The organism is Bartonella sp. AP1QHHD (assembly GCF_042196265.1).
Taxonomy (GTDB): domain Bacteria; phylum Pseudomonadota; class Alphaproteobacteria; order Rhizobiales; family Rhizobiaceae; genus Bartonella.
Window position 1 is genome coordinate 163,174 of record NZ_JBHIPW010000089.1, and the last position, 13,500, is coordinate 176,673.

Here is a 13,500-nt window from a genome sequence, read left to right on the forward strand (position 1 = left end):
AAGGTTTCTTTAAAGCGCGCGCTTTTCACAATTAAAATAGAATACCCTCAAAAATGCTATTATATTACTCATTTACGTGTTTATTTTACACAGATATCTTTCAATAATTTCCAAAACTCTCTTATGAAGAGTATACACTCTCCATGAATGGTATAAAATACATTATGCTCTTCATTTTTACTGAAATAGAAGGTACAAATCGATACCATCATACTCTTTTCCAGTTTTAATTTGACGATAATGTTTGCATTGAGAGGATTCATAAAAGATATTTCACGCCTTTTTGAAAGTACTTTTATCCGCACACCATCTCCGTTTGTGACATATTAACAAACGATTTCAATTGATCCAATATGAATAGGATTAAAATGAGAAACCCTCATGATATTTAGGTTTTTCACTCATGTTGTGAAACGATAAGTTATCATTATAAATCAATATATTGCTTTAATAAAAGATAAAGCATAAAATTTTATATTATGCTTTCTTTGGCTAGCAAGTTTTATTAACCTTAAAGTCAAGGAATATTATTTTTGTGTAATGCGTGCCATGGTCTTTTGGGAAAGCATTTTGTGTAAATATGTCATAAAGGCGGCTGCAAAAAGCGGTGTTGCTAAGTTAAGAATTGGAATCGAAACAAAAAGCGCTATCAATAATCCTGCACCAAAAACCGTTGTGTAATGAGTATGTAAAAAAGCACGTGCATCTTGCTCTGTTCGAAAACGATAAGCAGCAAACAAGAAATATTCATGACCGAGCAAATAACCATTAATAACATAAAAAGCAATTAAATTAATACCTGGTATGAAGAATAAAATAAAAGCAATTCCATTACCAAGAAGGCTTAAAATAACAAATTTAAAGGAAATGATAAGAGAACGCTGAGACGGCAAAGCTTGTCCAATAGGCTCGTTTGGGTAATCCTCTTTTTCAATGATTTCAGCAGCAGAGTCAATGAAAAAACCACCAATCATAGCTGAGATCGGTGCAATCAAAAAAGCCAACAAAAGAGCCAAACCAAGATTAAAAATGATAAGCATGCTAAAACCAATCCATCCCGCCCAACTAGGGAATCCAGGAAGAAATTGAGCAATCCAGGGCCAAAAGTAAGACACAAAAAGTTGGTGCACACATAACCATAAAATGGTGAGAATGAAAAAAGTAACCCCCAATGCTTTCAGTATCATAATACGATATTGCGAGGTCAGAAGACGTTGTAAAGCACGATAAGCAGCAGTAAAAATCATAGATTAACAAACTAAGGAAAGAAGCAAAAAAACAAGAAATATATTTAAAGTATGTACAGTGTAATTTTTTCTTTCTTTGAATTACAAGATTTTTTTTCAAGAACATTATAAAAAACGGTTAAGGTTTCTTTGTTAAAAATAAAGTTTGAATAAATAGAAATTTTGATTTTTAAAAACAAAGAAGAATTTAAAAAGTAGCTGTTGTAGAAGAAATTTTTAGTATTTTTGTACATAGTGTAGATTATTGCGTTTATATGATATATGTAAAAAATTAAGGAATAAGAACTATTTGGGAGAAAAGTTGTTTACTTCTATTTATTCAGTAGAGTTATCTAACTTCGTTTATCTAAGTGTTTAATTGTTTTGCACAATTCCTAAAATTCTGTACTTTTCTACTATTTGGCGGCATGCTTTTGCCTCTCGCTTTCAAAAAAATATTGAGTTCAATGGAATAGGGGTAACGTAGTAGCTCCGTAGATATTCTAATTTTGGGCAACAGAATGATTAATATGATAGAAGTGGAAAAAATAAGCTTAGGCGATTGATCGTCCGATCCCATAGAAGAGCAGTTTTTTGAGAAGAAGCAAAGAAAGGGAGAAACCACGGATGCTTAAAAATGATGAGATTTTGAATTTTAAAAGCTATAAGTGCAATGAAGTAAGCATTCATTGAAGCACTTTTCATACAAGTGGTGCACTGTATCAAATAATTTTTAGATAATAACACCACTAATTTATCGAAGAGAATTGATCATTTTCAACTTGAATAAGAATCCCAAATATAGAAATATTCTTTAATTTCAAAGACTCTATTCAACATCAAAAAATTATTTACGTACACATTATAGGCGAGACCAATGTATGGATACAAAGCTTTCAATAAAGGAATAAAAATGCTTCTCATGAAACATCACAATGTGAGGATATCATGGATAAAATTCTAGTTTTTGTGGTCTTGGTATTCTGGAGAGAGGACACACACATTTAATTTTAAAGACCGATCACTGAGAAAAATAATAAAGGCTTCAGTTTCATAAACTTATAGACAGTGGTGCAGTGAATTTTGTCTACACTCTTTATAAGCGTCAGTGTGAGATATGCTTCAAATTGCATTGAGATATTATAATATCATTGATTTATACATTATTTTTCATAGCGAATAAGAGCTCAAAATAAAGTTTTCATATTTTCTCATTAGCTGCTCTCATCATGAAACAATCAAAATCATTTATTTGCATATCATAAATATGACCGATATGTGGATAAAAACATTGAAGAAAGAAAATGCTTTTTATAAATTTTATCCATTACAAGAGCTTTGTCAAAATTGATGGTAGCCAAAGTGAATGATAGCTTGTTTTTTTTTATAAGCTGGCGAGACAGTGGTGCAATAGATCCTACTTTTATGAAGGCTAGGGTGAGATAGGATTTTTTAAAAAAAACATTTCCCAACGCTCATCACACCCATTTCGCAACAGCGTTTGTGAATGGTATATGGGTAAAGCTCTCGTGAATAATATAAAACTTATAGGGCATCACTAACTTTACGCTTAATAAAAAGAGCACGCTGGCACCATCATCCTCAGTGTTTGTCCGAGACAAGCCCTTGGTTCTTGAGACGGTCCATTATAAGCGCTTTTAGTTCTTTCTGAAACGTTTTGTATTCATACAGTTATCCTTGTTTACAACGTGCAAGAAAATGATTTTTATTGATTCAACATGAGAGAGATTGGGAATGAGAGAATCTTATGATATTTGGGATTCTAATTTAATATGAACAATGCGATATTATCATTATAAACCAGAAATATTATATACTAATTGAGATGGATAGACACCTATTGTCAGTTCTATTTTATAAGGTGTTTTAATATCAACGCGTTTGAAGAGTTCTTATTTGCAAAGGGGTATATTTTCCTCATGAGGAGTAGGTGTTTTGGGGGCAAAAAATGATACAATCACGTTTGCTAATTTTTGCGCTACGTGTTGTTTACTCATATGGGGCCATTGTTCAACTTTTTTTCTACTTACGAGATAAACTTGATTTGTATCAGCGCCCATGACACTTGTACCATCTAGTTGAAGAGAAATATCATTAGCAAGAATGAAATCAGCTCCTTTTTCAACACATTTTTTTTGTGCATTGGCAATGATATCACATGTTTCAGCAGCAAAACCAATGACCAATGAGGGGCGGTTTGGAGCGTGTCCAATCGTTGCTAAAATGTCAGGATTTTCAACCATATGAAGGGATGGTGGTATTTTATGAGCATTCTTTTTAATTTTGTGTAAAGACTGCGTTTGACTGCGCCAGTCACAAACAGCGGCAACAAAGATAGCACCATCAGCAGGCAATGCGGTTTGAACGGCTTGTAACATCTGTTGTGCTGTTTCAACATGAATGGTTTTTACTTCTTGTGGGTCTGCGAGATTAACAGGTCCACAAATAAGTGTTACTTTTGCACCCAAATGTGCAAGAGCGGTTGCGATGGCATGACCTTGTTTACCTGAAGACCGATTAGCAATATAACGCACTGGATCAATTGGTTCATGGGTAGGGCCAGAGGTAACGATGAAATGGCGGTCAGAGAGAGGTTTTTCATGCACATTCAAAAGATTCTCTATGGTAGCGACAATAGTTAAAGGTTCGCTCATGCGTCCATATCCCATCTCGTCACGTTCAGCCATATTTCCGATTTCTGGTCCGATGATATGAACGCCATCTGCGCGCAATTGTGCAACATTGCGAATAGTGGCTGGATGCGTCCACATGGACGGATTCATAGCGGGTGCAATCAAGAGTGGACAGCGTGCCGCTAAAAGAATGCAATTAGCCAGATCATCTCCTATGCCATTGGCTATTTTTGCAATACGGTTGGCTGTAGCAGGAGCTAAAATAATCAGGTCAGCATCACGTGCTAATCGGATATGTCCGATATCGTGTTCTTCTTCGTGTGAAAATAAATCAGTATATACAGTACCACCGCTTAAAGCTTCAGCTACTAAAGGCGTAATAAATTTTTGCGCTGCTTTTGTCATCACAACTTTTAAATGTGCTCCACGTTCTTGTAAACGGCGAATCAAATCAAGTGCTTTATAGGATGCAATACTTCCACCAATAATAAGAAGGAGAGATTTTGATTTCAATGATTGCATTTCAACAGCGCTAGCATGAAGGGGTTGTGTGGTGAGAAGAGAGGGATTGCTTAAAAGGCGCCGGACTTCTTCTTCCATAGAAATACCATTTTGCGCGGCGCGTATGCGCAAAGCTTCTTTGGTTTCAGGAGACAGGTTACGAATGGTAATACTGGCCATAAAATACCTCCAAGAAATAAAATGATTGCAATGATTTCATTGTTGATATTTTTAGCATATTAAGGAGATTAGAAAAGATGAAAAAAGTAAAAAGTAAGACAAGCGCAACAAAGTGCAATGATGAAAAGACTATAACGACCATAACGGTTTCTGTGACTTTGTTCTACAGCAAGTTGTTTGAGGGTAGCAGGAGAAAGATTAAAACCTGTTTTTCTCATTTGATTAAAATCTTCTTCTATTTGTTGGAAATTTTGAACCAATTGTGGTGTTTTGCGTGCCAGCGAAAGGAGAGCTTGTGCTCCTTCACTAAAGTCTTTTGCAACGCCTACGGGTCCTAAATTTTTACTAATCCATTCTTTGACAATGGGTTCAGAAGCTTTCCACATATTAAAAGTGGGGTCTAATGTGCGGGCAACACCTTCCACGACAACCATCGTTTTTTGCAGCAATAAAAGTTCAGGTCGCGTTTGCATGTCAAATAATTCAGTGACTTCAAACAATAAAGTGAGCAATTTAGCCATGGAAATGCTTTGTGCTGATTGTCCGTGAATTGGTTCGCCAATAGCGCGGTTGGCTTGCGCAAAGCTTTCAATATTATGATGTGAAGGAACATAGCCTGCCTCAAAATGGGCACGTGCAACTCGATGGTAATCGCGGGTAATAAAGCCGTAAAGAATTTCAGCAAGGAAATGCTTTTCTTTTTTTCCAAGCCGTCCTGTAATACCTAGATCAACAGCGACAATACATCCTTTTTCATCTACAAATAAATTACCAGGATGCATATCGGCGTGAAAAAAACCATCACGCAGTGTATGACGAAGAAAAGATTGAATAAGCGTAATAGCAAGCGCCTTCAAATCAAATCCTGCTTCTTTGAGTTTGGAAGTTTCGGATATTCTTATACCATCAATCCATTCCATTGTAAGAACATTACGTCCTGTCCGTTCCCAGTCAATACGTGGAACCCGAAAGCCTGTATCATGTTGAATATTTTCAGCCATTTCAGATATAGCTGCTGCTTCTAAGCGTAAATCCATTTCAAGTCGTGTTATTTGTGCTAAAGTATCCACCACACAAACAGGACGAAGCCTTCGAGAGGCAGGGATATAGCGCTCTTGCAAATGAGCAATGAGATAGAATCCTCTAAGATCTTTAGAAAAACGTGCTCTGATATTGGGACGAATAACTTTTACAGCACATTTTTTCTTATGGCCAGTTTCATCACTGTATTCAGCTGGATGAACTTGAGCAATAGAAGCGGCGGCAATGGGGGGATAAAAATTTACGAATAAATCATCAATAGAGCGACCAAGAGAACTTTCAATTTGAGCAATAGCAGCGGTGCAAGAAAATGTTTGGACGCGATCTTGTAGTTGTGACAAATCTTCCGCAATATCACGGCCGACAATATCAGGCCTTGTTGCAAGAAATTGACCAAGTTTTATGTAAGAGGGTCCAAGCTTATTAATGGCATATGAAATATTTTCAGATCGCTGTTTCTTTTTTGTTTTGCGTCGTGCTAATGCACTCGCTATACGATGACATAGCGCTGGAAATCCTTGAAGATCATCATGAGGAAGAGCACTTAAAACACCTTCACGTGTTAAAACCCATCCTGCACGCATCAATTGAAAGTAAGGGGAAATTTGCACCATTTTTAAATTTTCCAACCTGAATGCAGCGCTGCAATCGCACCGGTGAGATTGCGGTACGATACCCGCGAAAACCCCGCATGCTTGATCATATGGGAAAAATCATCTTGCTTAGGAAATTTGCGGATAGATTCAACCAAATAACGATAAGCATCGCCATCATTTGCGATAAATTGACCCAGCTTAGGGATAGCATGGAAAGACCAAAGATCATAAATTTTATCGAGCCAAGGCATCTCGACATTTGAAAATTCTAAACATAAGAAACGTCCACCGGGCTTTAAAACACGAAAAGCTTCTCTAAGAGCTTGATCAATATGAGGAACATTGCGAATTCCAAAAGCAATCGTGTAAGCGTCAAAGCTTTGATCTTCAAAAGGTAGATTTTCTGCATTGGCTTCAACAAAATCAATCAGAGGGGCAAGACCATTTTTTTGTGCGCGTTTTTTGCCAACGCTGAGCATTGAGCCATTAATATCAAGCACTGTAGCATGGGCTTTTTGGCGTGAAGCATTAAGAATACGAAAAGCAATATCACCTGTACCGCCAGCGACATCAAGAACTTTCCAATGAGAAAGTGCTGGTGGGGAAAGCCAAGCAATCATGGAATTTTTCCACACACGGTGTAGCCCTAAGGATAAGATATCATTCATCTTGTCATAATTTTCAGCAACAGAATGAAACACATCATCCACCATGAATTGTTTTTGTGTTTCATCTACTCTTGTAAAACCAAAAGAGTGCTCCATGCCACCCTTGGTTCCTACACGTTCTGTTTCAATTGCCATGTATATGATCTTCCTTATTTTTCTTTTATCGTAAATGAAATAGAGAGGGAATGTTCAACTACGAAAAAACAACGTATAAAACTACGACGTTTACACAGCCAAAAACAGAAGAGTACCTTTAGATATCAAGATTGGCAACGCTTAAGGCATTGTCTTGAATAAAAATACGTCTAGGTTCAACTTCATCACCCATGAGACGAGAAAAGAGTGAATCTGCATCGGTTGCATCATTAATTTTTACTTGTAAAAGAGAACGTGCATTGGGATCAAGCGTTGTTTCCCAAAGTTGTTCAGCATTCATTTCCCCAAGACCTTTATAACGTTGAAGAGTAACACCTTTTTTACCGTTTGTAAAAATGCTCTCTAAAAGGCTCATAGGACCAAAAATACGCTCTGTTTTATCTTTGCGACGTAAAAGAACAGGAGGATGATATATGTCGATAAAATTTTGGGAAATGCGATCAATTTGGCGTGCGTCAGTTGAATTTATAAGTCCCACATCAAGCGTAACAACATCTTTAACACCACGCAAAATACGCTCAAAACATAAACTTCCATCTGCTGTATATTGTCCACTCCAACCTTGTTCCATATCATCAGCAATCAGATTAAGGCGGTGTGCTGTAGTATCTGCTATTTTTTGCGCTTTTTCTTGTGTTGCAAAGACTTCAAGATTAAAAGCGCCAGCAATTGCTGCTTGTTCAACAATATTACGGTCATAACGGGTATGAAGACCATTTAAAAGTTGACGTAATATACGAGCATCTTTAGCGAGTTGATACAAATCAGCCCCTGCACGAACTTCTCCCGTTGAAAGCTCAAGCGTTGTTTCTTCTAATCCAGTATCGATCAAGAATTCTTCAAACGCTGCTTCATTTTTAATATATTGGGAAGATTTTCCACGCGACACTTTATAAAGAGGAGGCTGAGCAATATAAAGATGTCCACGTTCAATCAACTCGGGCATTTGTCTAAAAAAGAAAGTGAGCAGCAGAGTACGAATATGGGCTCCATCAACGTCCGCATCCGTCATGATAATAATCTTATGATAACGTAATTTATCCGGTGAAAATTCATCCTTCCCGATAGACGTTCCAAGAGCTGTAATAAGTGTTCCAATCATATCAGATGAGAGCATGCGGTCGAAACGTGCTCGTTCAACATTGAGGATTTTACCACGAAGGGGTAAAATTGCTTGATTTTGACGTGAGCGCCCACTTTTTGCTGAACCGCCAGCCGAATCCCCCTCGACAATAAAGATTTCTGATTTTGCGGGATCTCGTTCTTGGCAATCGGCAAGCTTTCCTGGTAGAGAAGTGATATCAAGCGCCCCTTTTCGTCTTGTGAGTTCACGTGCTTTGCGTGCTGCTTCACGTGCTGTTGCAGCTTCTACCACTTTACTAATGAGAAGTTTTGCTTCATGAGGATGTTCTTCCAGCCATATTGAAAGACCTTCATTGACCAAACTTTCAACAATAGGGCGCACTTCAGAAGAGACTAACTTATCCTTTGTTTGTGAAGAAAATTTTGGATCAGGAACTTTGACAGAAAGAATAGCTGTTAATCCTTCACGGCAGTCATCACCGGTTAAGTTCACTTTTTCTTTTTTAGCAATACCTGAAGATTCAGCATAGCCATTAATTTGGCGTGTAAGGGCACTTCTGAAACCTATCAAATGAGTTCCACCGTCACGCTGAGGGATATTATTGGTAAAACACAAGACCTTCTCATGATAGGAATCATTCCACCATAGGGCAACATCAACGCTCATACCATCCTTTTCACTTGCAATATAAATAGGAGTATCAAGCAGAGCTTTTTTTGATTGATCAATATATTTCACAAACTCTATTAATCCACCTTCATAATGCAATTCAACGGATTTAATATCAGCATGACGCTCGTCAACAAGAAGAATATAAACCCCAGAATTTAGAAAGGCTAATTCCCGTAAGCGGCGCTCCAAAATTTCAAAATCAAACTCAACCATAGTAAAGGTTTCAGAGCTTGGTAAAAATCTAATTTCTGTTCCACTTTCTTGATCACAATCGCCAACAACTTTTAATGGAGCATCAGCTACCCCATGGGTAAATGATATTTCATGAATTTTACCATTGCGTTTGATTTGCAATTTAAGCCAAACGGATAATGCATTCACAACAGAGACGCCAACACCGTGTAATCCGCCTGAAACTTTATAAGAGTTTTGATCAAACTTTCCGCCGGCATGAAGCTGTGTCATAATAACTTCAGCTGCAGAAATACCTTCTGTTGGATGGATATCTGTCGGAATTCCACGTCCATTATCACGAACAGAACAAGAACCATCAGCATGGAGTGTGACGTTTACAAGAGTTGCATGACCGGCTAAAGCTTCATCGATAGCATTGTCTACAACTTCATAGACCATATGATGTAACCCCGATCCATCATCAGTATCACCAATATACATACCAGGACGTTTGCGTACAGCATCAAGACCTTTGAGAACTTTGATAGAAGCGGCATCATAGTTATTGCTTTGTGCTGGTGAGGTTATTTCATCACTCATAAGTTAGTCCATTCCTGTGTTCAATTTACAATATTTTATCCGCTTTTTTTAAAGCTCAATGTTCTGATCAGTTATTTATGGAATAACCACATTAAATATTTACCGTATATCAGATCTAGATTCAATATCTGTCGATATATAATGGAGAGAATGATAAAATGATAGTGTACTGTTATGCTGTAAAACACTAGGGCGGTGATATAAGGCGAATAAACACTTATGACTTATACAAAAAGCTGTTTCATAAACGATGCTATTTACTTTGTTTATTTTTGCATATACGTAATGTTTCAGAATTAGTTATGCATTTTTGTGTTACACTAATAAAGGTCTCACTTGTTTTATCCATAAATCAATTTTTCAATCCTAATTCTACCATATATTTAAAACAAAGGTTGCGAGCTCTCTAAGCAGTTCAAACTTTTGTATGTTAGATTGAGGCGAAAATATTATGTATATTGGTTTGTGTCATCTTTAAAATGTGAAAAAAGCTTCATTTGAGGAAAATATAAATGCGTAAATGTAAAAACATGTTTCCACGCTCATCTTTATATTCAACTTTACAATTTAAAAAAACGTCTTACGGTGATGTTTTTGAATAATGAGGGTAATGACGCATTATCTTACGCTTTTGTTTCTTGCATTCTCGTGAGGTTGCATCGCTCATTCAAAACAAAACGCCATTGTACTGTTTATTCACGCGCTTTTTTAAGGAGCATCTCTCAATGTTCCCAAACTCATTTTACAACGATGTTTGAATAGTATAACGCAAAATACCCTGTGAATACTACAAGATTTATGTCCCCCATCTTTCCCATCGTGACAATAAAGTGCAAATCAGAATCATCATTTTATTTTTCAGCTCTTAAATGTTGGTGCAACCTTAATGTTGAGAAAACCCTCGGCATTTGAGGGGTGTTTTTACTCTTTTCTTCAATAGTATCTATATACTTTCCAGGTTGTGATACGCAAGGAAATGGTCTTAATATTTTAAGGTACGCGGGATATTTTGATAAAATAAAGTGTACCACTAAAGTATATACAGCTTATTTCTTATATTAAAAAATTAAATCGCTTTTCTCTAAAATTACTTTTTATATATTCATTTTGGAAAATTAACATCAGAAATCTAAGCATTTTCAATGGTTTCAAAAATAGCAAGAATTTTATTTATTAAACGCCAGATATTTTGGTGAAGTGCGTTAGATAATAGTTAAGAAGTGTTGCATCTTAGTTTTGAAAAATGGGGGAGAGATTTTGAAAATAAAAAAATCTATATATGTGAAACATCTTCAATTGCGTTTACAGTACTTTTTATTCAATAATCCATACAATATTTTTATTCGTATTTTATTTGTAGCAGGGGGGGTTCTATTTTCCTCTTACGCAGAAGCTGAAAGGCTGCCTTCTTTTTTTGATTCGCATGAACATTTGGTACAACCTGATACAACGGATATCTTTCGTTTGCGTTTTGTAACAAGTTTTGATTTTCCTCCTTTTAATTTTATTGATCAATCGGGGTATCTTGCAGGTTATAATATCGATTTATTGCGCGCTATTTGCTCAAAATTAAAATTAGAGAAGCTTTGTGAAATAGAAGTGATTCCTTGGAAAGAGCTTGTAGAACATGTTAAAAATGGTGGTGCAGAAGTCATTATTGCGGGTTTAAAAGAAGCAAGTAAAACCCAGCAAGATCTTGTTTTTACAAAGTCATATTTGCGCTTTCCAGCGCGATTTGTTGCTTCTCGACGTTTAAATCTCGATGAGCCAATAAGCGATCAATTGATACATTTAACCAGTGGTGTTTTGTCTAAAAGTGTTCACGAAAAACTCTTTCAACATTATTTTCCTAAAGCCAAATGGCAAGGGTTTAAAAAGAGAGAAGAGCTCTATAAAGCATTACAAGAGCGTAAAATTGACCTTATTTTTGATGATGGATTTGCTTTATCATTATGGTTCAAAAAACAAAAATCTGTTGATTGCTGCCATTTTGTTGGGGGGGCATATATGGCGCCACAGTTATTGGGGCAAGGAATGCAGCTTGCTATTGCAAAAAAGAATGAAAAATTGGTTGATATACTCAATTATGCGCTGAAATCTCTAGAAGAGGATGGTAAACTTACAGAACTTTATTTGCGTTATTTTCCAATAAGTTTTTATTGATGAGTAGTTTTTTAATTAAGGGCTGTTAACCTTTCTGCGCCTAGTCGATAGGAAATAGCTTCTGCGAGATGATAGCGTGAAAGATTATCTGATTCGTCAAGATCAGCAATTGTGCGTGCAACTTTGAGAATGCGATGATAAGCGCGTGCAGAGAGGTGCATTTTTTCACTCACATCTCGTAAGAGTATGGTCGCACTTTTATCAGGAATGGCAATCTGTTCTATAATTTTGGCAGGGCAATCGCCATTGGTACGAATATGATCAAACCCCATTGTTGAAAAACGTTTAGCTTGAATGGTACGGCACCGTGCGACGCGTTTGGCAACGTCGCAGCTTTTTTCTGATTGTTCTGGTTGCATAAGGTCTATAGCCGTCAAAGCAGGGACATCAATCCGTAAATCAATTCGGTCAAGCAGAGGACCAGAAATACGGGACTGATAATCGATTTGACAGCGTATCCCTTTAGGGCAAACATGGTCTTTTTCGCCTGCCATACCACAACGGCAAGGATTCATTGCGGCAATAAGTTGGAAGCGAGCAGGATAGCTAATATGGTGATTAGCGCGGGCGATAACTGACACCCCACTTTCTAAAGGTTGACGAAGAGAATCAAGAACCTGTGGAGAAAATTCAGGCAATTCATCAAGGAATAACACACCATTATGAGCAAGGGAGATCTCTCCTGGTCGTCCTTTAAGCCCTCCACCAATCATTGCGGCCATGGAAGCAGAATGATGTGGGGAACGAAAGGGGCAATGAAGTGAAATGGTATTATGAACCGTTTCTCCTGTAATAGAAGCAATCAGAGAGACATCTAAAAGCTCACGGCTATCAAGAGGTGGCAAAATGGAAGGTAAGCGTTGCGCTAGCATAGATTTTCCAGCACCAGGGGGACCTACAAACAAAAGGTTATGGCGTCCAGCAGCACAAACTTCTAAGGCACGTTTGGCTGTTTTTTGTCCTTTGATTTCGCAAAGATCTGGAAGTCCAGTTTCGATAGTATATTGGCGCGGTTGTGGACGTTTTTGAATTTGGGTTCCTTTGAAATGGTTGACTATAGTGAGCAGAGTCTCTGGGGCAAGAATATTTATTTCTGCATTTGCCCATGCTGCTTCAGGTCCACATTGGAAGGGACAAATCAGTCCTTTATCGAGTGATAAAGCTGTCATGGCAGCTGGTAAAACACCATTAACAGCGGTAAGTGAACCATCCAGTGATAATTCTCCTAAAATGATATAGTCTTGAGCTACTTCGGGAGGGAGGATTCCCATAGCAAGCATTAAGCCTACAGCGATTGGCAAATCGTAATGCGATCCCTCTTTAGGCAAATCAGCTGGTGCAAGATTAATCGTAATTCGTTTAGTAGGCATAGAAAGTCCACAAGCGTGGAGGGCTGCTTGTACACGTTCACGGCTTTCTGCAACTGCCTTATCAGCTAATCCAACAATAGCCATTCCTATTTTACCAGACGAAATCATAACCTGTACATCGACAGGTACTGCTTCTAGACCGCGAAAAGCAACAGTTGTAATACGTGCGATCATTTATTTATTTTCCCCCTTTAGACTTGGTAGAGACAATCATATCTATTTATAAAAATCAAGAAGCATCTCTATAGCTTTTTTTATAGAGAGAACTATATACGTGGGCAGTTTTTTAGCATTCCCATGGAAAGTCATTTGTACAAATTTAACCATGATAGTATGGGACGCAATAAAACATTTATAATAAGCTAAATAAATATGTTAAGAAAAAAAGAATGAGGCTGTTCGTGTTATACAACAG

At 37.2% G+C, this 13,500-nt stretch carries 7 protein-coding genes; 1 reads left to right on the forward strand and 6 read right to left on the reverse strand.

Going from position 1 to position 13,500, the window contains the following annotated elements; translation table 11 throughout:
- Nucleotides 1-527: 527 nt before the first annotated feature.
- The 5 genes from ACFIME_RS08135 to gyrB form a co-directional block, all read right to left on the reverse strand.
- On the reverse strand, nt 528-1,247 hold the full coding sequence (locus ACFIME_RS08135; RefSeq protein WP_375661991.1) for a sulfate transporter family protein: 720 nt from the start codon (nt 1,245-1,247) through the stop codon (nt 528-530).
- A gap of 1,892 nt (nt 1,248-3,139) precedes the next feature.
- Nucleotides 3,140-4,561, reverse strand: coding sequence for a bifunctional phosphopantothenoylcysteine decarboxylase/phosphopantothenate--cysteine ligase CoaBC (gene coaBC, locus ACFIME_RS08140; RefSeq protein ID WP_375661990.1), 1,422 nt, complete (start codon nt 4,559-4,561; stop codon nt 3,140-3,142).
- Between the two features lie 68 nt (nt 4,562-4,629).
- Complete coding sequence (gene ubiB, locus ACFIME_RS08145; RefSeq protein WP_375661989.1) at nt 4,630-6,216, reverse strand: 2-polyprenylphenol 6-hydroxylase; 1,587 nt, start codon at nt 6,214-6,216, stop codon at nt 4,630-4,632.
- Between the two features lie 2 nt (nt 6,217-6,218).
- On the reverse strand, nt 6,219-7,001 hold the full coding sequence (gene ubiE / locus ACFIME_RS08150) for a bifunctional demethylmenaquinone methyltransferase/2-methoxy-6-polyprenyl-1,4-benzoquinol methylase UbiE (RefSeq protein WP_375654775.1): 783 nt from the start codon (nt 6,999-7,001) through the stop codon (nt 6,219-6,221).
- 118 nt (nt 7,002-7,119) lie between these two features.
- Nucleotides 7,120-9,552 carry a DNA topoisomerase (ATP-hydrolyzing) subunit B gene (gene gyrB, locus ACFIME_RS08155; protein WP_375617480.1) on the reverse strand — a complete coding sequence of 811 codons (2,433 nt, stop codon included), beginning with the start codon at nt 9,550-9,552 and terminating at the stop codon, nt 7,120-7,122.
- 1,257 nt (nt 9,553-10,809) lie between these two features.
- On the opposite strand from gyrB, the gene ACFIME_RS08160 reads away from it, so the two are divergent.
- On the forward strand, nt 10,810-11,715 hold the full coding sequence (locus tag ACFIME_RS08160; RefSeq protein WP_375661988.1) for a transporter substrate-binding domain-containing protein: 906 nt from the start codon (nt 10,810-10,812) through the stop codon (nt 11,713-11,715).
- A gap of 11 nt (nt 11,716-11,726) precedes the next feature.
- Here the strand turns inward: ACFIME_RS08160 and ACFIME_RS08165 are convergent, their stop codons facing one another.
- Nucleotides 11,727-13,259 (reverse strand): YifB family Mg chelatase-like AAA ATPase, encoded by a 1,533-nt coding sequence (locus tag ACFIME_RS08165; protein ID WP_375684778.1) that lies wholly within the window; start codon nt 13,257-13,259, stop codon nt 11,727-11,729.
- Between the last annotated feature and the right edge of the window lie 241 nt (nt 13,260-13,500).

Coding starts and splice junctions, on each gene's coding strand:
- ACFIME_RS08135 (WP_375661991.1), bottom strand. CDS start 1,247: ATGATTTTTACTGCTGCTTATCGTGCTTTACAACGTCTTCTGACCTCG.
- coaBC (WP_375661990.1), bottom strand. CDS start 4,561: ATGGCCAGTATTACCATTCGTAACCTGTCTCCTGAAACCAAAGAAGCT.
- ubiB (WP_375661989.1), bottom strand. CDS start 6,216: ATGGTGCAAATTTCCCCTTACTTTCAATTGATGCGTGCAGGATGGGTT.
- ubiE (WP_375654775.1), bottom strand. CDS start 7,001: ATGGCAATTGAAACAGAACGTGTAGGAACCAAGGGTGGCATGGAGCAC.
- gyrB (WP_375617480.1), bottom strand. CDS start 9,552: ATGAGTGATGAAATAACCTCACCAGCACAAAGCAATAACTATGATGCC.
- ACFIME_RS08165 (WP_375684778.1), bottom strand. CDS start 13,259: ATGATCGCACGTATTACAACTGTTGCTTTTCGCGGTCTAGAAGCAGTA.